The 22,498-nt window shown below is 58.9% G+C and carries 18 protein-coding genes; 6 read left to right on the top strand and 12 right to left on the bottom strand.

Annotated features, from left to right (window positions below; genetic code table 11):
• Positions 1-2: 2 nt before the first annotated feature.
• The 6 genes from LAO20_11200 to LAO20_11175 all read right to left on the bottom strand — a co-directional run bounded on the left by LAO20_11200 (position 3) and on the right by LAO20_11175 (position 9,042).
• Entirely contained in the window at positions 3-599 is a 597-nt protein-coding gene (locus tag LAO20_11200) for an RNA polymerase sigma factor (protein ID MBZ5531987.1), read from the bottom strand.
• 6 nt (positions 600-605) lie between these two features.
• Complete coding sequence (locus tag LAO20_11195) at positions 606-2,363, bottom strand: ABC transporter substrate-binding protein (protein MBZ5531986.1); 1,758 nt, start codon at positions 2,361-2,363, stop codon at positions 606-608.
• Between the two features lie 25 nt (positions 2,364-2,388).
• Complete coding sequence (locus tag LAO20_11190) at positions 2,389-3,417, bottom strand: ABC transporter permease (GenBank protein MBZ5531985.1); 1,029 nt, start codon at positions 3,415-3,417, stop codon at positions 2,389-2,391.
• Entirely contained in the window at positions 3,414-4,382 is a 969-nt protein-coding gene (locus LAO20_11185) for an ABC transporter permease (protein MBZ5531984.1), read from the bottom strand. The genes LAO20_11190 and LAO20_11185 overlap by 4 nt, the downstream gene beginning before the upstream one ends.
• On the bottom strand, positions 4,379-6,094 hold the full coding sequence (locus tag LAO20_11180) for an ABC transporter ATP-binding protein (protein ID MBZ5531983.1): 1,716 nt from the start codon (positions 6,092-6,094) through the stop codon (positions 4,379-4,381). The genes LAO20_11185 and LAO20_11180 overlap by 4 nt, the downstream gene beginning before the upstream one ends.
• A gap of 470 nt (positions 6,095-6,564) precedes the next feature.
• Positions 6,565-9,042, bottom strand: coding sequence for an ABC transporter permease (locus tag LAO20_11175; GenBank protein ID MBZ5531982.1), 2,478 nt, complete (start codon positions 9,040-9,042; stop codon positions 6,565-6,567).
• A gap of 190 nt (positions 9,043-9,232) precedes the next feature.
• Here LAO20_11175 and LAO20_11170 point away from each other — a divergent pair, with 190 nt between their 5' ends.
• Together LAO20_11170 and LAO20_11165 are read left to right on the top strand one after the other, a co-directional pair.
• A complete protein-coding gene (locus LAO20_11170; GenBank protein MBZ5531981.1) occupies positions 9,233-9,559 on the top strand; it encodes a hypothetical protein in 327 nt (108 codons plus the stop codon).
• 11 nt (positions 9,560-9,570) lie between these two features.
• Entirely contained in the window at positions 9,571-11,118 is a 1,548-nt protein-coding gene (locus tag LAO20_11165; GenBank protein ID MBZ5531980.1) for a hypothetical protein, read from the top strand.
• Positions 11,119-11,981: 863 nt separating this feature from the next.
• On the opposite strand, the gene LAO20_11160 is transcribed toward LAO20_11165, so the two are convergent.
• The 4 genes from LAO20_11160 to LAO20_11145 all read right to left on the bottom strand — a co-directional run bounded on the left by LAO20_11160 (position 11,982) and on the right by LAO20_11145 (position 16,701).
• Entirely contained in the window at positions 11,982-13,262 is a 1,281-nt protein-coding gene (locus LAO20_11160; protein MBZ5531979.1) for a zinc dependent phospholipase C family protein, read from the bottom strand.
• 192 nt (positions 13,263-13,454) lie between these two features.
• Complete coding sequence (locus LAO20_11155) at positions 13,455-14,249, bottom strand: hypothetical protein (protein MBZ5531978.1); 795 nt, start codon at positions 14,247-14,249, stop codon at positions 13,455-13,457.
• 198 nt (positions 14,250-14,447) lie between these two features.
• Positions 14,448-15,815, bottom strand: a complete 1,368-nt coding sequence (locus LAO20_11150) for a hypothetical protein (GenBank protein MBZ5531977.1) — start codon at positions 15,813-15,815, stop codon at positions 14,448-14,450.
• A 178-nt stretch (positions 15,816-15,993) separates the two neighbouring features.
• Complete coding sequence (locus LAO20_11145) at positions 15,994-16,701, bottom strand: lipid-binding SYLF domain-containing protein (GenBank protein MBZ5531976.1); 708 nt, start codon at positions 16,699-16,701, stop codon at positions 15,994-15,996.
• Between the two features lie 494 nt (positions 16,702-17,195).
• Here LAO20_11145 and LAO20_11140 point away from each other — a divergent pair, with 494 nt between their 5' ends.
• The gene (locus LAO20_11140) at positions 17,196-17,339 is read left to right on the top strand and encodes a lmo0937 family membrane protein (GenBank protein ID MBZ5531975.1); all 144 of its coding nucleotides are present in this window, start codon (positions 17,196-17,198) and stop codon (positions 17,337-17,339) included.
• A gap of 123 nt (positions 17,340-17,462) precedes the next feature.
• Positions 17,463-17,684 (top strand): hypothetical protein, encoded by a 222-nt coding sequence (locus tag LAO20_11135; protein ID MBZ5531974.1) that lies wholly within the window; start codon positions 17,463-17,465, stop codon positions 17,682-17,684.
• Positions 17,685-17,716: 32 nt separating this feature from the next.
• On the opposite strand, the gene LAO20_11130 is transcribed toward LAO20_11135, so the two are convergent.
• Together LAO20_11130 and LAO20_11125 are read right to left on the bottom strand one after the other, a co-directional pair.
• Entirely contained in the window at positions 17,717-18,439 is a 723-nt protein-coding gene (locus tag LAO20_11130; GenBank protein MBZ5531973.1) for a DUF899 domain-containing protein, read from the bottom strand.
• Positions 18,440-18,500: 61 nt separating this feature from the next.
• Positions 18,501-19,646: a hypothetical protein gene (locus LAO20_11125; GenBank protein ID MBZ5531972.1), complete on the bottom strand. Its 1,146-nt coding sequence runs from the start codon at positions 19,644-19,646 to the stop codon at positions 18,501-18,503.
• A gap of 228 nt (positions 19,647-19,874) precedes the next feature.
• Between LAO20_11125 and LAO20_11120 the strand changes: the two genes are divergently transcribed.
• Together LAO20_11120 and LAO20_11115 are read left to right on the top strand one after the other, a co-directional pair.
• Positions 19,875-21,539 (top strand): long-chain fatty acid--CoA ligase, encoded by a 1,665-nt coding sequence (locus tag LAO20_11120; protein ID MBZ5531971.1) that lies wholly within the window; start codon positions 19,875-19,877, stop codon positions 21,537-21,539.
• Between the two features lie 86 nt (positions 21,540-21,625).
• Positions 21,626-22,474, top strand: a complete 849-nt coding sequence (locus LAO20_11115) for a DUF3667 domain-containing protein (protein MBZ5531970.1) — start codon at positions 21,626-21,628, stop codon at positions 22,472-22,474.
• The last annotated feature ends 24 nt before the right edge of the window (positions 22,475-22,498 follow it).

Raw genomic sequence — 22,498 nt, 5'->3', positions numbered from 1 at the left:
GATCAGAACCCCAGCTCCGCCAGGATCTTTTGCAGGCGATTCAAGCAGCGGCCGCGGATAAAGCCGATGGACCCGGTGGCCAGTCCCAGTTTCTGCGCCACTTCGTTGTAAGGCACCGGCGGCTGCTCAAAGAAGAGGAGCTGGACCAGTTGAGCGCACCGCGGCGAGAGCTTGACGATGGCGTCGCGCACCGCCTGTTCTTCCTGGATTTCCTGCAGCACTTCCGGCGCCGGGGCGATTTCTTCCGCCATCTCCTGCTCCATGGCGTCCAGCTCCACGTCCTGGCCGCGCTGCTGTTTCTTGAAATGAAAACACTTGTGGGTGGCCACGGTGATCAGCCAGGAACGCAGGGACTCAACCTTCCGCAGTTTGGAAAGATTGGTGAACAGGTCCACACACACGTTCTGAAAGACGTCGGAGGCGTCGTCAGGGCTCATCCGGTACTTGACGGGAACGGAGTAGATCAGCCGTTTGTATTTCTCAATGAGACGGTTCCACGCCCGCTCATCGCCGTTCAAGCACTCCTGTACCAGCCGCTCATCTTCCGCCGCTGCGTCCTTAGGCGTGGGTATGGATATCTCTTTGGCGTTGTCGTCCATTCAGCTTCAATGTTTTCCAGTGGGGGTGTGCCAAAAAAGTTCGTCTGCGTTCCAGAGAATATAGTTATCAATTATAGCTGGGCGCACATTACCCAAGTCCTGGTACGCTCCCACCAGGATACTCGGGCTGGCCAGGAAGACCACCGGCATCTCCGCGGCCATGACCTCCTGCACCCGGTCATACAGTTTCTTGCGTTGGCGATAATTCACGGTGACCAGCTGCTGCTGCATCAGTTTGTCAATCTCAGCTTCCCAGGGCGTGGCCGGCTGCTTTTCATCGAGACTCCAGAGATGGCTTTGTCCGCTGGAAAGCAAAAAGCTCATGTCGGAGTTGGGATCGGCGTCGCCGCTGCCCAGCCCCATCACCGCGGTTTCGTAGTCGTGCGACTGCAAAACGCGGTCCACCATGGAGCGGAACTCCAGTCCCACTACGTGTACGTTCATCCCCAGTTTTTTCAAGTCGTCCTGAATTAACGTCGCCATCTGGCTGCGCTGGACGTTGCTGGAGCTAACCAAAATGCTGAACTCCACCGCCTGCCCCGAGGAATCGAGCAACCCGCCGTCTCGATTCCAGGAGAAGCCAGCGGCCTGCAGGAGCTTGCGCGCCGCGGCTTCAGAGTGTTCTGTAGGTTTCAGCGCTGAATTGATCCAAAGCTTGTTGCCGCCGGTGACGTTGGTGGCCAGCGCCGCCCCACGGTTGCGATACACCAGCCGCAACAGCGCCGCGCGGTCCACGGCTGCGGACACCGCCTGGCGGAAACGCGGATCAAGAAACCACTTTTGCCGGCGGGCGACCACCGGAAGCTTGCTTTCCAGACCGGCATTCAAATTGAACAGAAGAAAGTTGTATTCCATGCCGGGACCAACGTCGAACAGCTTGTAGTGACGGGCCTGCTGCTCCGGTTCGAGGGCGGCAAAATTTTCCGCGCTGAGCGGGCTGATGGCCTGGGTCTCACCCGCCTGGAAGCGCGCCACTTGTGCGTCGCGGCTGGGCACGGTGAGGAAGACCAGTTCGTCCAGATACGGCAGCTTCTGGCCTTTCGCGTCCTTTCTCCAATAATAGGGATTACGTTCCAGGACGATTCGCTCGCCAGGGACCACCTGTTTGAGCCGGAAAGGACCGAGTCCGGCAATTTTGTCGGGCGATGTGGCCAGGGTCCAGGCTTTGGCGATTCCACCTTCCTGATAGTCCTTTTCCAAGAGGTGACGCGGCAGGATGGCCAGGCTGTCAAACACTCGTTCGGCCACGGCGTAGGGAGCGGCAAAGGAGAAGCGGACCGAATACGGCCCGAGCTTCTCCACCCGCATGGGCTGGCCGGCGACGATCAGCAGGTCGCGCTGCGGCGAATGTATTTTCTCGTCGAGATAGAGCTTGTAGGAGAAGACAACGTCGTCGGCATCAAAAGGAGCGCCGTCAGAAAATCGCAGGCCGCGTCGAAGCTGCACGGTAAGGCTCTTGCCGTCGCGCGTGGCGGTCCAGGATTTGGCTAGCGCCGGGACGGTCTTCTGCGAGTCGCGCTCAATGTGGACCAGATCGGCCGTCAGACGGCGAATCACGTCGCGCGACGGCTGGTCCAGAGCGGTAACTGGATTGAGGGTTTTGGGTTCAGATGACTGGGCGACAACCAAACGTCCGCCCTGCCGTCCGGTTTCCGCAGGCGGGCGAAGCATGTCGTCTTGACCAACCGCAGGCGAGCAGAAAGCTGCCGCCAAAGCCAGTCCGGCTAGTGCACATAGTGCGGTCCGCTTGATCGTCTCAGGCATCCCATTTACTCCGTCACAAAAAAATCTAGACTGCCGTTTTCAGTTTTTCCTGAAACACATCGGCCAGGGCCTGGCATGCCAAAAAGACCGGCGCCGGAGCCAGACCCGGCAATAACATCCACCAATAAGATGAAATTACGTGAAACTGCTGTGCGTTGGCCAGCATGTTGCCCCAACTGGGAAACGGTTCGCCCACACCAAGCCCCAGATACGAAAGAGTAACTTCCGCCATCATAAACAAAGGCACCAGCAGCGCCATCTGCGTGAGCACAACGCCCATGGCCGCGGGCAGGATGTGGCGGCGCATCAGGTAGAACTTGCCGGCGCCAAATCCGCGCGCCGCCAGAACGAAATTGCGTTCGCGCGCGCTCAGCACAATGCCGCGCACCAGGCGCGCGGGACGTCCCCAGCCGACCAGGCCGATCACCATCACCACCAAAGTGAACGCCGCCACCGCGCTCATCTGCAAAGGAAGAAACGCGCGCACAGAGATGAGCAGGTACAGCCAGGGCAGCGCGATGAAGATTTCGCCCACGCGCATGATGATGTCATCCAGCGGACGGCCGAACATTCCAGCGACCATCCCCAGGAACAGCCCCGCGGCTGCGGAAAAAACCGCGGCCAGAATGCCGGCAAACAGCGATACCTGACCGCCGTACAGCATGCGCGAAAACTGGTCGCGGCCAAAACCGTCTGCTCCCAGCAGGAAGATGCACGCGGGGGCGGCGACGCCGAACAGATGCGTGTGACCGCGGAAGATCCCAAGTACTTTGTACGAATCTCCAGCGACAAAGAGCCTTACGGGATAAATCCGCGATAGGTCTTCCTGGTACTCCGTCAGGCTGCCTTCGCGATTTTTTGTCGCGAAGACGAATGGGCGGATGTGCCATTTACCTTGGCCATCCACAAAATGCACGCGCGATGGCCGGGCGTAAGGATGGTCACGGTCCTGCGTGTCATAGCTGTATGGCGCAAAGAAGCCGGCAAAGATGACCACCAGGAGTAAGACCGCCAGGAACCAGGTGGCCCACGCGAGTTTGGTTGAGCGCTTCATGCTTGCACCCGTATGCGCGGGTCCACGGCATAGAGCAGGATGTCCGCAAAAAGGTTGCCGAGCACCAACAGCAACGTGGACAGCATGACCGCGCCGATCACGATAAACAGGTCGCGGCCCATAATGGCTTCCAGCAGCAGCGGCCCGATTCCGGGCCAGCTCATCACGACTTCCACCAGCAGTCCGACGCTGAGCAGCACGGCAACGGAGAGTCCAAAGAGCGAGATCAGCGGATTTGCCGCGGCGGGCAGCGCGTGGCGGAACAGCAGAGTGAACTTGCGCAGGCCGTGTCCTTGCGCCGCGCGCATGAACGGCGAATCCAGCACTTCACTCATGCTGGCGCGCACCTGGCGGAGAATGGGCGCGAGCGAACCGATCACGATCACCGCAACCGGCAGCGCCATGTGCCAGCCCAGGTCAGTGAATCGCGACCATAATCCCATTTCTTGCGCGGTGAGGGAATGCATGCCGCCCACGGGAAACTTGTTGGTCCGCATGGCAATCACCAGCGCCAGCAAAGCCAGCAAAAGATCGGGCAGGGCCAGCAAGACCGAGGTACCAGCCGACAAAAAGCGGTCAAGCCAGCCGCCTCGCCACGCCGCGGACAGAACTCCCAGAGGCACGGCGATCAGCCAAGAAATGATCAGCGCAGGGACGGTCAGCAGCAGCGTGTTCAACGCGCGGGGCCACAGCAGCGACGATGCCGACACGTTGTAAGCGAAAGAATATCCCAACTCACCCTTGACGACAGACATCAACCATCGGGCGTAACGCTTGGGCAGCGGTTGGTCCATGCCGTATTGGGCGCGCAAGGCCTTGACCGTTTCTTCCGAGATCTGCGGATTCAGTTTGGCGTCCGTGAAGAACTCGCCCGGAGCCGCTTGCTGCAGGAGAAACAGCAACAAGGACACGCCGAACAGAATCACCACGCCGTGGCCGAGCCGGAGAGCGAGATAGCGAATCATGCCAGGTTCTCCACGCCGGGCTCATGCAGGCGTTCCGCCGCGCGGACCAGCAATTGTGTGGCCGGCTCAGCGCTTTCGCGCATGCGTCGCGGCGTTGTGCGCTCCACGATTTTGCCTTCATCCATCACCACAACTTCGCGGGCAAACAGCGAAATGAAATTCAGGTCATGGGTGATAAACAGATACGCCAGTCCGTGACGCGATTGCAGGTCCAGCAGCAACTTGATCATTTGCGCCTGCAACGGCACGTCCAGGCCGGAAAAAGATTCGTCGAGGATGAGCAGCTTGGGATCGGCGGCCAGGGCGCGGGCCAGAGCCAAGCGCTGCCGCTGGCCTCCGCTGAATTCGCCCGCCAGCCGGCCGTACCAGTCGGGATCAAGCCCAACTTCTTCCAACAACTGCACCGCGCGCTGGCGGCGCTCGAGTTCTGTGCCGCGGCCGGCGACCACCAGCGGTTCGTAAATCAACTCGGCCGCAGTGAATCCGGGGTTCAGCGCGGTGCCTGCGTCCTGAAAAATCATCTGCACCTGGCGGCGCAACTCCGGGGTTGATGCCCGCGACGCTGAGCCTTGAAACAGGATTTCACCTTGGCCGGCGCGCTCAAAGCCGGCGATGCAACGCGCCAGAGTTGATTTGCCGGAACCCGACCGTCCAATCACCGCGGTTGACGATCCTTCTTGCAACAGCAGGTCCACGTTGTCGAGCGCACGCACCGCAAACTTTTTGCTGGAGAGAAAGCTGCGCTGAACGAATTGCTTGCTCAAGCTGAGGACTTCCAGTAGGGGCGTGGCGGCGTCGTTGTTGGTTGATCCCGGCGCGAGACGCGAAGCCGGCCTCGGAAAGGCCAACGTTCTTTCGGCGCGCAGCGTTTCTTCCGGCTGCAGCGTTTCTTCAGGATGCAGCGTTTCTTCAGGATGCATCAGGCTGCGGACGTAAGGATCGGAGTTGCGGCGAAGTTCGGCGATGCTGCCGGAAGCTGCCGCCTGGCCATCGCGCAGGACGATCACTCGGTCCGCCAGTGTGGAAAGCACGCCGGCATCGTGGGTGATGAACAGCATGGCCAGCTTCAGTTCGCGACGCAGGCGCTGCAACAGCCGCAAGACTTCAGATTGAGTCACAGCGTCCAGCGAACTCAAAGGTTCATCGGCAATGAGCAAGGCCGGCTGGCAGATGAGCGCCTGGGTGATGGCCGCGCGCTGGCGCTCACCGCCGCTGAGCTGGTGGGGATAGGCGCGTAGCACGCGCTCCGGGTCGTCAAATCCCACGTCGCGCAGCATGGCCAGGGCTTTCTCGCGGCACTGGGTTTCGTCCAGCTTGAAGTGCGCCTGCAGGACGTCTTGAATCTGGCGGCCCAGGGGCAACACCGGATTCAAAGCCAGGGCGGGCTCCTGCGAAATCAGCGCGATCTCCGCGCCGCGCACGCGCCGCAATTCGCCGCGCGATAGCGCCGCCAATGACCGTCCGCGAAACTGAACGTCTCCGGCGGTGACGCGGGCGTTGGCGGGAAGCAGGCGCAACAACGCTTGCGCCAGCGAACTTTTTCCCGAACCCGATTCGCCCAGCACGCCCACGCATTCCTGCTCGGCGATGGCCACGTCCACGCCGCGCAGCGCGTGCACCATGCTGCCGCTGGCGGCGGTGTAGTCCACGCACAGGCCGCGCACCTGCAGGAATGGCCCCGTGTTCAGGGAGACTGCGTCCAGGGAGGTCAAGATGGTTGCGTCCGAGCTCCTTCCGTCGATTTGGAGGCTTGGTGTCATTCAATTATGCCGCAGCGGGCAATCAGGCAGCAGTGACGACCCCCCTGCGTTCACTTTCCTGGTTTTTGGGTGCTCAACCCGCTCGGCCGGCCAGACCGAGGCACACTCTCACTTTTGAGACATCTGGTTCGCAATTGACGGAACAACCAATCTCAAGTGGCGGAGCGGCGCGGTCACGACGGAACGCCGCAGGAACCCAAATTCTTCTCCGAATAAATTCTTCTCCGAACAATCTTGGGCAGCCGACTGAAGCGGCTGTGGCTCCTTGCTTCTTTGGACAAGATTTTCGCAAACTTGTTGATGATAAACAAGTTACTTTTGGTTTATACCCCGTTCGCAGGAAAAGAAAAGAACGCGCGGAGAGCAGCTAGCGGACGAAAGTATCCGCCTGGAAGCTGCTTCGGCGGGGACCTCTCCGGGCGCTACTCGTAATGCAGTGCGACCATGGGGTCCACCTTGGCCGCGCGCTGTGCGGGGATGTAGCTGGCCACCAGGCCGACGGCGGCAAGCACCAGGGCGGTGGCGCCGTACGTCAGGGGCGAGGTCACCTTCACGCCGTAAAGCAGGTTGCCCAGCTCGGCCATCCAAATCCGAGCCAGCACAAAAGCCACAATAAGTCCCACTGCCAGACCAATGGCCGTGGTCAGTGCGCTCTGGCGAATCACCATCATCAACACGTGCTGCGGCTGAGCGCCCAGAGCCAGGCGGATGCCAAATTCGCGGACGCGCTGCCGGACGGAGTATCCGACTACGCCGTAGATCCCCACGGCACACAGGAGCATGGCCACGGCGGCGAAGACCGCCAGCAAGCTGGCCTCAAAGCGCGCCGCCCACAGCGCCTGCGAGATCACTTCTCCAATCGGCCAGACGTTGGTCAGAGGCAAGTTGCGGTCCAGGGCCTGCACCTCCGCCCGCGCCGTGCTGAGCACCGAGCCGGGATCGCCCTTGGTGCGGAAGAACAGTGTCACCGCGGTGCTGGGGTTTTGTATTAGCGGCAGATACATGTACGGCAGGGGCTGCTCTCCCAGCGAGTTGTATTTGGAGTCGCGCACCACGCCGATGACCTGCGTCCAACCGGTGTCTTTGAAATACTTAAAGCGCTTGCCGACGGGGTCCTGGTTCGGCCAGAACTGCTTGGCCGCAGTTTCATTGATGATGGCCACGCGCGGGCTGTCTTCGCGATCAGAACTGTCAAACCCGCGCCCTTTGACCATGGGAATGCCCATGGTCGGCAGGTAGTCCTGGGCCACCGTGCCCATCTGGGTGAATTTTCCGTTCTGCCCGTTGTTGGTGTCTTCGCCTTCCACAAACGTAGTGCGGCCAAAGCCGCCGTTGAACAGCGGAACAATGTTGGCCAGCGTGGCGGACTTCACGCCTGGAGCGTTTTGTACCGTCTCCAGCGCGCGACGCTGAAGTTCCTTGGCGCGCGCCGCGTCATAGTTCAGCGAGCCCGCGTCAAAACTGAGCATGGCAAGATTGCGCGTATCAAAGCCGGGGTCCAGTTCCTGGGCATGGCGCAAGCTCAACAGGAACAGGCCGGCGCCCACCAGCGCGATCATGCAAATGGCCACTTGCACCACCACCAGCACGTCGCGCAGCTTGAAGCGGCGGCCGCCGGTCAACTCTCCGCCCGCGCGCTCTTTCAATTCTGAAACCAAATCAGGACGCGAGGCCTGCAAGGCCGGCGCCAGCCCAAAGATGATTCCAGTGCCAATCGCGACGAAGAATGTAAAGAGCAGAACGTGTGTGTCCAAAGACAAATCCAGCGCCCCAGCCGGCAACTGCGAAGGACGGAACTTCCATAGCAAGTTTCGTCCGACCACCGCCAGTCCCAGTCCCAGCGCGCCTCCGGCGACGGCCAGCACCAGGGCTTCAGTGAGCAACTGCGCCACGATGCGGTTGCGCGACGCGCCCACGGCCGCGCGGATGGACATCTCGCGCTTGCGTCCTGAGGCCCGCGCCAGCAGCAGGTTGGCGATGTTGAAGCAGGCAATCAGCAGGACAATGCCCACCACGCCCATCAGGATGGCGCCGGCGGCCTGGAAAAATCCTTTGAAATTGGGATTCAGCGCCGATTCCAGCAGCGGAATTGCGACGAACGTTCGGCCCTTGTTGGCCAGGGGAAAATCGCGCTCCAGGTCCAAGGCAATGTTCTTCAGCTCGGCGCCCGCCTGCTGCACGGTTGCGCCGGGCTTCAGGCGCGCCACCACGTTGAAGCCGAGAAAGCGGCGTTCATTGAAAAACACCTTGGTCAGCCCGGTGATGATAGGGTCATGCATGGACATGGGGATCCACATGTCCGGCCCGCCGATGGAATTGGTCCCCTGAAAGCCCGCAGGGGCCACGCCGATGATGGTGAAGCCCTGCCCGTTCAGCAGCACGCTCTGGCCGATTACGCTGCGGTCGCCGGCAAACTTGCGCTGCCAGAAACCATGGTTCAGCACGATCACCGGGCCGGCTCCAAGCTCGGCGTCTTCCGCGGGCAGGAACGTCCGGCCCAGGGCGGGCTTCACGCCCAGAACGTCAAAATAATTTCCGGAAACCAGTTGAGCGAAATATTGGTCAGGCACGCCGTTGATGGTCATGCTCACGCCCGCGCCGGTGCTGAGCGTGACGCCGGAAAACGACTGCGCGCGTTGCTGAATGTCCTGCCCGTTGGGGAAGGACACGGGAAAATAGGTTATACCGTTGACGCCCAGATTTGCGTTGGTGAAGACCTCAGCCAGGGTCTCCGGTTTTTCCACCGGAATGGGATGAAAGAACACGGCGTTGACGGCGGTGAAAATGGCGGTGTTGGCCCCGATCCCGAGCGCCAAAGTTAGGATGGCGATGGCGGCAAATCCCGGCGACTTGCGCATGGTCCGCAAGGCGTAGCGGACGTCCTGGATCAGGTTGTTCATGGAGCCTCCAAAAGGATCAGTGTACGCTCGCGGGCGATCTATGAAGAGACGGCGGAGAGCGAGGAGGGTTAGCAGGGGAGAATGCTTCGTTTGTTTCCTGGCTTCAGACCTACCAATTCTAAAAATTCGCTCAGGTAATTCGGGGCAAATCTCGTTATTGTTTCATAAGAAGTGAAAGGAGCAACTAACGATGGCTTGCAATCTCAAACTGAGTCCCACTCCTGATGCGGACTTTGTTGGACCCGTAGACGCTACGTCGACCCTTACGCTGAAGGCACCGGCTGGTGTTGCTGCGGATATTGTCGTGCTCACCTACGCAGGAAAGCCCATTTCAGCGCCTCCGTTCAAGTTCACCATCAAGGCCGGCTTCATTCGGATGGTGGTGCTGGCGGAAGCGTCCTTGGCGGGCGCTCTGCTCCAACTATGCGAGGACTGTGGCGGCAACACGCAAGTGCTCGATACCTTCCATTTTGACCCAGAAAACCCCGCGGTGGGATACACAGTAAAAGGCGTTTAGGAGAGAAATTCATGACCAAACGTGCGATTCAGTTCCTGAGCTTGTTGGCTGCAACAACCTCGTGCTTTGCCCAGCAGGCAATTGACCAATACATCCGCAACCAAGGCGACTACAACGACGTCGTCCAGGCCGCTGCGGCTAGCCGCACGGACATGCAGGTAAAACGCATTTTGCCGGCGCGTTTGTCCATGAGGTTCGTCCAGTATGCCGCAATCAAGAATGATGCGATCAGCAAACAACTGGCTGAAAACCTGCTTGCGGACACTGAAAAGCTGTTAATGAACAAGCAGGCGGGAAGCCCGTCGGGCGCCTCCGGCATCACCAATGTGGTCTCACATGTTGCGGCCCCAGCACTTATTGGAGTAGGCGTGGAGTACGGCAACATCCTCCAGAACACCACCGGAAACACCACTACCTTGCGGGCCAATTTGCTTGGGGTTTCCAGATTGTTGCTTGGCGCGCAACAGTTCCCCTATTGTCCAGTGATCAACCAGCCCGGCTGTACCCCGGCTTCCCGATGGCTGCGAAGATTTTCTGGAGTGGCTGCCTTTGAAAACACGAATAACAACACTGCAGCCGGCGCCGCATCTATTCCGACCTCGACAACACCCGTCAGTGTGAATCTGTTCGGCAATGGATTTCGCATGGCGTCCTGGGGAGCGCGGTTTGATATCACCCACAACGACCCTCACGACCCGAAGTTCGTAAGCAGGTTTCCGGGCATCATCGCGCAACTTCGCACAAACGCCGCATCTCAGGCCTTGGCAGTCGCCGCCAGCCAGTTGTTCAGTGACGCTTCGACCGGAGCTGTGGATCCTGCGTATACCCAATGGGAGGGAACAGCAATCGCAGCCCTCAAGGCAGCTGCAACACCGGACGAGTTCAAACATACCCTGGAAACCCAACTCGATGCCCTGATTCCCATCATGATGAACGCTCATCAGGACTTTCCCACGCGTGTTGCCACGCTCATGAAGGCTTCTGAGAACTACTTTGCGCAGCGGGACGCCTTGCTGCAAACCATTCAAACTCACCAATTCAGCCTGGAATATACCAACCAGCATCCTCAAAACCAGCCGTCCACATCCAACGTCAGGCTGATCTACTCCCACCAGCCGTCGGTGGCGCCGACGCTGATCACTTTCAACGCCGCGGTGACATGGTACAACTCGCTTCCAGCGGCGCCGGCAGCCACCCGCCTGCGGGATGTTCAGGCGTCTGGGCAAGTTGAACGGCGGCTGGGCGTGATTCCCAATCTGGGGAACGCGGTAGCCACGTTCGCCGGTTATTACCAGTGGATGAAAGAGGACGCGCTGATCACGATTGGCCCCGGAAACGTGGCCCCCGGAAGTGGCATCGTGCTGCCTGACACCGCCGCCAAGCTGCTGGGAACCAAAGGCAACATCGGCGTGGTCCAGGGGAGGCTGACTTTACCGCTGAACAGCACGCTCAAGATCCCGATTTCAGTCACTTGGTCGAACCGGACTGAGCTCATCAAGGAGAGCGACGTTCGCGGACAGGTGGGCATTACCCTGGACGTGGATAACCTATTCAAATAACGGCCGCGGATTCGCCCCAGTGCGGATGGTGAAACGGGTCTTTGCAAATCAGCAAATAGCAATTGGCAACGAACGGATAGGTATTTGTGACTATTGGCACCCACGCACTGTTCGCAGGAGCTGTTACTTTTATTTTGGCTCACGAGTTTGGAATTGGCCGACATGCAATTCGTGCTCTGCGCAGTCGCAGGCTGCACGCAACTGGCCCACAGGAGGATTGCGAGAAGCGTGCCCGCGAGTTTCATTGGACCCTCCGCAATTGGCAGTGCAAAGAGACCGCCGTGATCTCCGCCTCCATTTCCTTCATGTAGTCTCTTAATAACTGGCTGCCAGTAGTGTGCGAGTGGAAAGCACGCTGCCATTTCGCGCTTGATTAAATGGCGAATAAATGGTAAAGCATAAGACTTTCGGCCAGCAGTTCTTGGCCTTCCGAAAGAGCAGTCCGCCCCAGGGCGGATGGTCGGATGGGTCTTTGACAAAAAGCAGCACCTAGCCATTAGCAGTTGGCCATTAGCAAGAGCTGGCAGCCCCCTCACTTCAGGGGTTCACCGTTCACAATCACATGTGTGGGATAAACTTTCTGTCTCACTTCAAGGGTGCACCTCAAAATCCTTATTTTTCGGGGATGAACGGGGATGGGTAGGGGCCAGGAAGAATCGCCGACATCGCCGTGATCGCACGTCATCGCGCGAGATCGGAAACCCAACCCCGGCGATGAATCGTGTAAGCCCTTTAGAATCCTAGTTGTGGGCAACCTGGGGGAGGGGCTAGGAGATTGCCAGAATTGCCAAGATTGCCAAAATCCACGGCTTCGCCGGGGACAGGTCGCCGGAATTGCGCGTGCATCGGAACAGCCACAGCGCTCAGGGTGTAGTTGGGCTAGGAAGGGGTTTCTCCGGCTGCAGCGATTTCAACTCTTCCAGGTTCTTCAGTGTCTTGGCCCGCTCTTCCGGTTTCTTCTTGTTGAAGTTGGGGGCATTGGGGTTCTGGTAGAAGGCCAAGATGTTCTCCCGCAGCGCGGGCGGCATGTCGGCAAACTTGGCTTTCGCCAGCTTGTCGAGCAGCTTGCCGTAAGCCTCGTCGGTCAGGCGGTATTCGCCTTCCGCGGTCAGCTTCCCGGTATCGAAGTCCTTGTTCACCAGCGTTAGCTTTCCCGCTTTCGCGTCCTGAAGATAGATTCGATACTGGTCCACCGTGCTGTTGATGCTCTTCAGGTACAGCGTCTCGGTCTCCGGGCTGGGCATCTTGAAACCGATGGCCTTGAATGGCCCGATCTTGGGGACGAGCATAAACAAAAAGGACAGCAAGTGCGCTCCGCATCCCGGTTTTTGATAGCTCTTGCCCCATTGTTTTTCATACTCGCTGCGCTTCAGGTTGTAGAGAAACTTCTTGCGGGCAAAGGTGGGGTCTTCTTTGACCATCTCATCTTTTTTCGTGAGCAGCGCAACCCGGGTCATCTGCGGAATCACGCCGCTGATGGAGCGGCGAAAGGTGCCGATGGACAGGTCCACGCTGCCGAAAACATCCCCCAGTTTGATGCCGTAAGTCTTGAGAAACGCGCGTTCCAGAACCGGCTTGGACACTTCGAACCCGATGAAGTCGTGGTAGGCATCTGACGTATAGCGCTGCTTGGACACCTGCACCACGTCAAACCCGAACTCGGTTTGAATGTGGGCTTTGGGATTTTGCTCGTACGTGACCAACGGCCCATACTTGGTTTTCAGCTTGGGGAAATTCTGAGCCACGGCCGCATTGACGTAGGGATGCCCGGTAATGTCAGAGGCGTAGTGTGACAGCGCTCCCAGGGCGAAGGCGTATTCATTGATGTCGCTGGCTTCTTCCAGGAGCGCAATGACAAAATCGCCGCTGCGAACATAGTGGACCATATCGCTGAAGAGCTTGTTCCCGAACGGGTAATATCCCATGTCCTGGATGAGACATCCGCCGTAGGCATAGGCATGGGCCTTTTTCAAGTCGTCTTCTGACGCGCCCGGATATCTCTGCAGCAACAGGGGCTTGATCTGGTCACTCCAGAGCAAGTCAATGAACTCTTCATGGGTCAGCACGGAATATCCGCTGCTGACTCCGCTAAGAGTACAAACGAGCACTAACAATGCCATCAACGATTTCGTAGCGTTTTGCATGAGCTCAATTCCAGTCTGGATCTTCCGCGACTTGGTTCTATTTTAGACCATTTAGATGCGGGTGATCTCGGTCCGGAGTGCTCACTTTGCCACTCAAAGCTTCTGAAGTTTCGAAACCCAGGGGTCGCGGTTCGCCCAAACCGTTTCCCCAGGGTCCAGCGAAATTTCAGAGCATACGCAGTTCGTGGTCCGCTAGCCGACGAAGACGTTTATGGCAATGCGAACGCCGGGATGGCGGCGGTTGTACATGTAATACCCATCGCCGTAGTAGTCGATGTACACATCATCGGTTTCGTACCAATCGTCCGACCACGTTTCCGGCCACGGGTCAACCAGACTGAACCAAAAGCCGCCGTACTGGAAGCGCGGAGACTCGCCGACTATCAACACAGGCAAGCTGTAGATACGGAAGCTGTGGACCTCACCAAAGGAGATGCTGAAAGTTGCTTCAGGAATGCGGTAGCCGGTGTAACCGCCGCGCTGCTGCCAAGTGCGGTGCTCCGACTCCCAGCTGCGCGCGCGATGCTCCTGCCAGGCGCCACGTTGTTCCACGGCGTGCGAGTGTTGCTCTTGCTGTGAAGGCCGGCTGGCTTGCTGCTGAGGCTGCTGCCGTTCTTCTTGGCGCGCGGGCTGCTTGCTCTGCTCTTGGGGTTGCGCCTGCTGATGTTGGGGTTGCTGCTTAGGCTCGTCCTGGCGCGCCGCCTGCTTGCCTTGGTCTTGCTTCTGAGGCTGCATGTCCGGCCTGGCTTCCTGCCGATTGTCCGGCTTTGCCGCAGGCTCTGGCTTCTCAGGCCTTGCCTCCTGTTGTTTACCGGGCTTGGCCTCTGGTTGTTGCTTTTCCGGCTTACTGTCTTTTTCGTGTTTGTCGGTCTGCTCCTGCTTATCTTTATCCTGCTTGTTGTCTTTCTCTTGGGCTCCAGCCGGAGCAGTAATTCCAAGAACCAGGAACAGGGCTGCGGTTGTACTGATGATTCCAATTCGTTTCACGGTATTGCCTCCATTACAGCGTTATTTCTGCGCGCGTCCATCGCCGGCGAAAGACGCGGCCATTTTGGTCTTACGATGATTCCCGAGCGCCATTTTCCAGGACCAGCAAACAGGCCGACGGCCAGTTTTGGCGGGCTACATGCACCGGCGTCGCCGCAATGCGGGAAACCTACACGGCTGTCCTGCAACGGGGAAGAACTACAACGACTTCAAATACTCCACCAGGTCCTTCTTCTCCCGTTCAGCAAGTCCCAGCTTCAAATGCTGGTCATAGTGGTTCACGACGTCGCCCAGTGTCGGGAAACGGCCATCGTGGTAGAACCCGCCTTTTTGGTGGCTCCAGAGGCCGCGCAGCGGCGTGGTCCGGTACTCCTTGGTGGGAGACCGGGAGGACTGGAAATCGTCAATGCCGATCTCTTGCGGCGTGTGCAGGCTCGATCCGGGTTCAATGTACAGGGGCGGCACGTGGCAAGTGGCGCATTTCGCCTTGCCCGCGAACAGGGCCTGGCCTCGGGAAGCTTCCACATTGTTGTAGCTACCCTTGGGCGCTTTGGGCGCGGGGATGGCCAGTTGATAAAACTGCAGGGCCGCAAGTTTTGAAGTGATGCGGTCGTCAGGGTTGCGAACCTGGTTGAAATGAGCTTTGGCGCCCACCGGGAACTGTCCGCCGGTCAGCAAAGGTTCGGAAAATGCGCCTTTGCCGTGCATCTGGGTATTGGCAACATAGGCATTCCAGTAGGTCACGGAGCCCCATCCGGTATACGTGCCATTGTTTACTCCGGCCTGGCCAAAAGCCGCGGGGAGCAATGTTGCCGCTGATTTCCCATCGGGACGGAACGCTTTGCCGTCCTGATCGAGCTCGGCGTCGTATTTGCCTGGGCCCCAGCTGGCCAGGACTTTTTTCACCGTGGGGACATCCACACCCAACAAATCTGCGACGGGCTGAAGGTCAGGAGACAAAGAGACAATGGCGCCAACATTCAGGTCACGATTGGCCCAGCCGTCCAGGCGATGACCAATGCCCGCGGTAAGAGAATCGTCCACGGTGGAATGGCAAAACGCGCACTGTATCCCGAGCGACTCCAGCTTGTCCTGCTTATTGAAGAAGCCGGTCACCCCAACCACAGAGTTCAGTTTGAGCAAGGCCAGCGTGGTTGCTGGATCGTCGAGATTTACTTTTCCCGCTTTGAGTTGTTCCACGAGGCTGGCAGGCAGAGCATCCACGTCAACTTTCAAGCCCACCGCCAGCGCCGTTTTTGGGCTCACGCCAGGGCCTACGCCTCCCAGCTTTTCGCCGGCAATGGCCTGGTGGAGATGCAGAGCGCCGCCCCAAAAGGCCTCGTCGCCGAAGGTGTCGAAGCGAAAGATTTGTCTGCCCTGATTGAACGTTTCGAGCATGTTGTTGCTGATGAGCAGGTCATTGGCTGACTGCTGTTGCTGCGAACCTGCTTTGGCAGATGCCTTCGCGGTTCCCTTCTTCGACTTAGCGCCCCAAGACAAAGCAACAAACACCAACACTAGCAGGCATACTCCCAACAGTGCTGCCGTTCTCTTCCAGTTACGCATACCATCCCAACCTTTCTTCTGGGCGCCAGCCCGGTTGAAGCGCTCAATCCGGAAATCAGCGCGGATATTGTTCAGGCAACTTCAAAGAGCTCCAGCCCGAAGGCGAACGCAACTGCTCACGGTTGAACAGTTGCGCGCTTGCACGGGATTCGAATCTTTTCGACTGCAAACTCTTTGCTTACTTACTCTCTTCGCGAGCTTCCTGCACTTTGGCTTTGTGGGAAGCGTGTCCCACTGCATTCATGAACTCTTTGGCAACGTCCGGTGTTGCAACCTTGCCGTGCAAAACGGACTTGAATGACGCGTTGTGTCCATAGACAGACTCAGTGGAATCGTTGTCTTGTTGGACGACCGCGCCTTCCAGGGTTATACCTGCAAAAAGTCCTTTGGAGCGCGAGTACGTCAGCATCTCGGTTTCCATCTTCCAATCGGTACCGGCGGACGCGTGACGGCCGACCGGGCCGGCTGCTGCCGATCCTTCACCGCTGATCTGGAACTTGCTGGAGAGCAAGCGTTCCATGCCCTTGTCATTCATGATCAACATGACCAGGTCCACGCCCTCTACGCCAATCTGCAGGCCCCAGCTTCCTCCGCCGATCGAGATAAAAGCAGGTGCGCTCCATCCCTCTGCCGTGCGGCAGGTTGCCACGCCGCGGCCATGCTTGCCGCCGAAGATGAACCCGCCCTTGATCAGGTGCGGAACCACGGCGATGCATTTGGCGTCGTTCAGCACTTCTTCGGGGATGCCCTTGTCCGGCTCGGCGCCCATCTGCTGCAGTACTTCCGTGGCCATCTTCAAGCGTTCAGCTACGTCCTTCTGCTGTTCGCCTGCCCAGGCAAAGCTTCCCAAACATCCCATTAACACCAACACGATGATCTTTTTCATATCTATTGCTCCTTGATTCCGTTTTCTGTCCAGTTGAATTTGATTTTTGATGGCGCCGGCGAGTTGCCCACCTGTCTGGTTGAGCTTTCCGGTCTGGGTTAGCTATCTGACCCGTATCATTTAACGAAGGGTTGCCCGACAAAACGGTTTCTTGTCTTCACAATCGCGGCGCCAGTCTGTCGCGTTCGGCCGGAAACCCATTCAGTCCTCTATTATGGTGTCACTTCACGGCGTGCAAATCTGGTCTACTTTGCACACTTTTCTGTCTTCCCAGGCATTGAGCCGAGCGGCCTTAAAGCAGATGGTCAGCTAGAAGACTTGGCGTGACCGAAGCATGACACACCGGCACGGCCCAGAACTGGTCAATCAAGCTCAGTATTGTTCCGTTGCATGTGCCATCTTTGTTGGGTGAGTCGCCGATGCCCGCTTTCTTTCGCGTCTTCGACTCGACGCAAGCGTTTTTACGTGCTCAACACGCGCGTTGGAGGGTCAAAGTGCTTTGGACAATCGTAGCAATTCTTTTGATTCTGTGGCTTCTCGGCTTCAGTTTCCATGTTGGGGGAGCCCTGGTCCACCTGATTTTGGTCGTGGCCTTGGTTGTTGTCGTCATTAACCTGGTGAGTGGACGACGCGGGTAAGCAGCCTTGGGGCCGGTCCGGTGGCATACCCTGCAGGGCCTCTCCCGCCATTCGCCGTTAATTGGTTAGCGAGCTTGCGCTCACGTGAGATTTAGTAAGGCAGGAAGGAAGAAGGAGCAATTCATGAAGAATTTGTTTTGGATCGGGGTAGTGCTGTTGGTACTTGGCGTTGCGTCCTTGTTTATTCCCTTGCCCCACACGGAACGGGAAGGCATGAAGGCCGGCGGTATTTCGCTGGGCATTGAAACGCGGCATGAAGAAAAGCTGCCGCCCATCGTTAGCGGGCTGATGATGGTGGCCGGCGCCGGCTTGATGATCGCCGGGAAGAGCCGTACCACCAGCTAGCGGCCGCGAGTCCTTTTCGGCGCAGCCGGAAGTCACTTCTGGTAGCGATCGTGGTGCCTCACCCAGCCCGGTCCGATTCCTGCTTCATCGCGCCCTTTGGGCGTCAAGTCGAGGTAATTGTAGGTGGCGTTCAGCAGGTCAATGCCGCGCGCGTAGCACGAGTAGGTATGGAAAACGGCGCCGCTCGCGTCCTGGTAGAACACGCTGACGGCCTCGCGGTCGGTGGAGTCTTTCTGGCCTTTGCGGTAGTTGTAGAAGGCCCCGCCGCTCTCCAGTTCTTGCGGTGTGAACGACGCGTAGTAGTCGAAATTGAAGTCGTTCGGAAACGATGAGACCCACTTGAAGCTCCATCCCATGCGCTTCTTGAAGGCTTCCAGTTTGGCCAGCGGCGCGCGGGAGATGGCCACAAAGCTGACGTCACGATGCTGCAGGTGAATTGGGACGCCGTTGAACGTGTCCGCCCAGTGCGAACACTGTTCGCATCCCTGGTCCCATTCGGGAGCAAACATGAAGTGATAGACCACCAGCTGGCTCTTGCCGGCAAAAAGCTCCGCCAGGGTCTGTTGCCCTTCAGGACCTTCGAACACATACTGCTTGGGAACGGCTTCCCACGGCAGTTCACGCCGTTGGCGGCTCAGCTCGTCGCGGAGCCGGGTGAATTCTTTTTCTTTTGCCAGGAATTCCATTCGCGCAGACAGCCATTCCTGATGCGAAACCACGCGGTGGTTCTTGAGATTGCCGCCGTCGCTGGCCATGCTTGCTCCTTTCTAGCAAATTCAACCAAATTTGAGGACGCAAAGGGTGCAATGGAGCAGGCTATTGCGGCTGACTCTCCGCCGGCTTCGCCGTCTCCAGGGCCTTCACAATCTCCGGCGACCACGTGGGCTTGCCGCGCGCCTGGCCGACAGGCATGGACTTTAACTGTTCTTCAATCGCTTCGTTATACGCCGCCAGGACTGAGCCATCGCACATGGAGTCAATCAGGCGCTGGCGGCCGAAGGCGGCTTCAACGGTCGTCGCCATACGGTAGCCGACGGTGTACCACGGCCCTTGATAGCCAAAGTAAGTAAAGGCCTGGGCATCAGCTTTGTCGCCGGTGAGCTCGCCTTTCAGCACGCTCATGAAGAAGCTGTCCAGCTCGATGCGGTTTTGGTAGAACCGGCCCATGTCCATATCCCACTTTTCGTGTTTCTCCTGGCTGGCGGTGGCGCGGGGATGCACGTCCGGCCCGCCGGCAGCGGCCAGCATGGCAAAGCCTTCACCAAAGGCGCTCACCCACTTGCGCAACATCTGTGCCGGCGCAGGCTGCTTGGCGGTGTCGGCAGCCACTTCTTTCGGCGGACAGGCCGTGCCGTAGCCGATGTGATGCAGCTCGTGGGCCAGCGTGTTCTCAAATTCCTCACGGGTCACTTCCGGGTCAAGATAAAGGAAGATGGCCGGGTCGGTGGCCACTTCAAACACAAAAGAGTTGTCATGCGGTTTGATGGAAGGATAGATGGTAGCGCGGATGGTGGCCGACTCGGGCAGATAGGCCAGCGCAAGTTCCGCGGGGACGGTGACGTCGGCCTGCTTCCAGGAATCCAGGGTTTCCTGCAGGCGCTCTGCCTTCGCCAGGAGTTCCGGCGAGAGCACGAATTTTTTGAAGTCATCGTCAGTGAATGCGCGCTTCATAGCGGCTTCGCGCTTCTTCAGGCGGCGATAGCCTTCCGAGGAGAAGAGTTTTTGCCAGTCGGCGTCAGTGATTTCGGCGCTGGCGGCGGGCGCGGCATCGGGCGTGTCGGCGGTTTTGGCTTCAGTCTTGGCTCCAAGTTTGGACAAGATGGCCAGCACGGCTTCCGGCTCGTCGGTGACCATGCGTACCTGGACGCGCTGAGCAGCGGATGGGGCAGCTTGTGCATCCGCTTGCGCGGCGGCAGGAATTGGAGGAATGAACAGCACACTCAGGATTGCAGGAAGCAGCATTTTCACTTAGACAGGATAACGCGAAGGCGGGTTAGTATGCGCGGGTTCCGCCTGCCATCAAGAGAATTAGGGATTCGCGACTGGTATAAAATGCCGCCAGCCCAGGCGTTTCGTCCGCCACATGTTATAGGCGCACCCATTTTTATGGAGACCCGAGCGTCGCTCACCGATCTTATGAACACCCCATCTACTCACACCGGCTCTGCTCACACCGGATCTACGCACACAATGATGAACACGCCGCTTACGCTCACCGCCATCCTGGAGCGCGCCGGACGATACTTCCCTCACGTTGAGGTAGTTTCGCGGGTGGCGGCGACGGGGCTGCACCGCTGCACCTGGGGCAACGTCTACCAGCGGGCGCGCCAACTGGCGGAATGCCTGTCCACCGCGGGCCTGAAGCGGGGCGACCGCGTCGCCACCCTGATGTGGAACCACTACGCGCACCTGGAAGCCTACATGGGTGTTCCCGCAGCGGGCGGAGTTCTCCATGCGCTGAATCTGCGGCTACATCCGGACGAGATCGCCTACACCGCCAACCACGCGGAAGACCGCTTCCTGATCTGCGATGACATCCTGCTGCCAGTGCTGGAAAAGTTCAAAGACAAGGTGAAATTTGAGCGGATATTCGCGGTGCGGCATGGCGATGCGGCCAGTCCTCAGCCCGGCGGAATCGCTGAAGCCGCGCGGAGCAGCGCAGAGTTGTCGAGCGGTTCTAAAGAACGTTATGAAGACTACAACGCCTGGCTCGCCACCGCCACCGGCAGCTACCAGTTCCCCGATCTCAGCGAACAGGACGCCGCCACCATGTGCTTCACCTCCGGCACCACCGGCAATCCCAAGGGCGTGCTCTACTCGCATCGCGCACTGGTGCTGCACACGCTGGGCCTGGCCATGGCCGATTCCAGCGCCATCTCCCAGCACGATTCCGTCCTGCTGATCTCCCCCATGTTTCACGTAAACGGTTGGGGGCTTTGCTTCACCGCGGCCATGGTCGGCGCCAAAATGGTATTGCCCGGGCCTTTTCTGGACGCGGCCAACCTGCTGGACCTGATCGTCAGCGAGCAGGTCACCATGAGTTGCGCGGTGCCCACCGTCTGGCTGGCCGTGCTGGCGGAGATGGACAAGCGCGGCGCGGAGTGGCGTCCGCCAATGGACGTCCGCATCCTTTGCGGCGGCACCGCCCCGCCGGAGAGCCTGATGCGCGGCCTGGACCGCCACGGCCTGCACCTGAACCACTCCTGGGGGATGACGGAAACTTCCCCGCTGGCGACTACCGGCCATCTCAAACCGGCCATGCTCGCCTGGCCGGCGGACAAGCAGTACGCGCAGCGCAAGAAACAAGGCTGGCCAGTGCCGTTTGTGGAAACGCGCATCGCCAACGACCAGGGCATCGCGCCGTGGGACGGCCAGACCGTGGGCGAACTGGAAGTCCGCGGGCCGTGGGTGGCCGGCGGTTATTACAACGCGCCTGACACCAAAGACCGCTGGACCGCCGACGGCTGGTTCCGCACCGGCGACGTTGCTGCCATTGATCCCGATGGCTGCGTCCGCCTGGTGGACCGCAGCAAGGACCTGGTGAAATCCGGCGGCGAATGGATCAGCTCAGTTGATCTGGAAAACACTTTGATGAGCCATCCCGCGGTGCGCGAAGCCGGCGTGATCGCCGTGCGCCATGAGAAATGGCAGGAACGTCCGCTGGCCGTGGTGGTGCTGAAACCCGGCGCCAGCGCCAACGCAGATGAGTTGCGCGAATTTCTTGCCGCCAAGTTTGCCAAATGGCAGTTGCCGGACGACTTTGTGTTCGTTCCTGAGCTGCCGCATACGTCCACCGGTAAATTGCTCAAGGCCGAACTGAGAAAAAGATATGCCGAGTGGCAGTGGCGCGAATAGCGCTGCTCAGGCGAGAGAATTCTGCGGTTTGACCGCTAGCGTGTTCGGATATACTCCGCTGCAACGCTCACATTGGAAAACGCTGAATGGCCTCGCCTCCTGTTCAATCCGATTCGGCTGCCCACCAGGAAGCTACTTCCTGTCCCAACTGCGGTAAGGAATTGCAGGGAAAGTACTGCCACGACTGTGGCGAGAAGAAGGTCCACGGCCACGATCTCACACTAAAGCATTTCTTGCAGCACGCGCTGCATGAGTTCACTCACCTGGACTCCAAGGTGTTCGCCACGGTGCGCTATCTCTTCACACGCCCCGGGTTCCTCAGCCAGGAGTTTGTCGCCGGGCGCAGATTGCGCTACATGAAGCCGCTGAGCCTGTTCCTGATTGCCAGCGCGGTGTTCCTGGTGGTTGGTTCCTTCGTCATGCTTTCCGGCTTTGACGTTCGCCAACTGTCCAAAGCGGACAAGAAGGGCCAGTTGGACGCTGCCTGGGAAAAGATTGCTGCGAAAAAACATCTCCCCAAGGAGGTGATCGTTGATCGCGTCCAGGAAACCATGCACAAGGTGACAACCGCGCTTCAGTTGGCTGACGTGCTGGCCATGGCCGGGCTGCTAGCCTTGTTGTTTCGCGGCCGCTATTTTGTCGAGCACCTGGTGTTCTCGCTGCATTACTTTTCGTTTACCTATCTGGCCGCGGTGCTGGCCGCGCCTCTCTATGCAATCGTAACGCCGTTCACCTGGCAGTCCTTTACGCTGTCAGTGTGTTCCACGCTGGTGTTCTTTACTTACTTGACGATTGGCTTGCGCCGGTTTTACGGCCACAGCGCGGCCGCGACTGTTGTGAAAGCCATTGTTACGTACACGATTACTCAGGCTGTAATCATTTCCACCTTGATTGTTGCTTTTGTTGTCGCCGTCGTCCGTGCTGCAAAATCCTGAACCAGCGCCCGGACGCGGCAGGCA

The organism is Terriglobia bacterium (assembly GCA_020072815.1).
Lineage (GTDB): Bacteria > Acidobacteriota > Terriglobia > Terriglobales > Acidobacteriaceae > Angelobacter.
The sequence above is the reverse complement of the archived record's forward strand: the minus strand, read 5'-3'. Positions and strand labels throughout refer to the sequence as shown.

Excerpts from the sequence above, each read along its gene's own strand:
- LAO20_11200 (MBZ5531987.1), bottom strand. The coding sequence starts at position 599 with ATGGACGACAACGCCAAAGAGATATCCATACCCACGCCTAAGGACGCA.
- LAO20_11195 (MBZ5531986.1), bottom strand. The coding sequence starts at position 2,363 with ATGCCTGAGACGATCAAGCGGACCGCACTATGTGCACTAGCCGGACTG.
- LAO20_11190 (MBZ5531985.1), bottom strand. The coding sequence starts at position 3,417 with ATGAAGCGCTCAACCAAACTCGCGTGGGCCACCTGGTTCCTGGCGGTC.
- LAO20_11185 (MBZ5531984.1), bottom strand. The coding sequence starts at position 4,382 with ATGATTCGCTATCTCGCTCTCCGGCTCGGCCACGGCGTGGTGATTCTG.
- LAO20_11175 (MBZ5531982.1), bottom strand. The coding sequence starts at position 9,042 with ATGAACAACCTGATCCAGGACGTCCGCTACGCCTTGCGGACCATGCGC.
- LAO20_11170 (MBZ5531981.1), top strand. The coding sequence starts at position 9,233 with ATGGCTTGCAATCTCAAACTGAGTCCCACTCCTGATGCGGACTTTGTT.
- LAO20_11165 (MBZ5531980.1), top strand. The coding sequence starts at position 9,571 with ATGACCAAACGTGCGATTCAGTTCCTGAGCTTGTTGGCTGCAACAACC.
- LAO20_11160 (MBZ5531979.1), bottom strand. The coding sequence starts at position 13,262 with ATGCAAAACGCTACGAAATCGTTGATGGCATTGTTAGTGCTCGTTTGT.
- LAO20_11150 (MBZ5531977.1), bottom strand. The coding sequence starts at position 15,815 with ATGCGTAACTGGAAGAGAACGGCAGCACTGTTGGGAGTATGCCTGCTA.
- LAO20_11145 (MBZ5531976.1), bottom strand. The coding sequence starts at position 16,701 with ATGAAAAAGATCATCGTGTTGGTGTTAATGGGATGTTTGGGAAGCTTT.
- LAO20_11135 (MBZ5531974.1), top strand. The coding sequence starts at position 17,463 with ATGAAGAATTTGTTTTGGATCGGGGTAGTGCTGTTGGTACTTGGCGTT.
- LAO20_11130 (MBZ5531973.1), bottom strand. The coding sequence starts at position 18,439 with ATGGCCAGCGACGGCGGCAATCTCAAGAACCACCGCGTGGTTTCGCAT.
- LAO20_11125 (MBZ5531972.1), bottom strand. The coding sequence starts at position 19,646 with ATGCTGCTTCCTGCAATCCTGAGTGTGCTGTTCATTCCTCCAATTCCT.
- LAO20_11120 (MBZ5531971.1), top strand. The coding sequence starts at position 19,875 with ATGATGAACACGCCGCTTACGCTCACCGCCATCCTGGAGCGCGCCGGA.
- LAO20_11115 (MBZ5531970.1), top strand. The coding sequence starts at position 21,626 with ATGGCCTCGCCTCCTGTTCAATCCGATTCGGCTGCCCACCAGGAAGCT.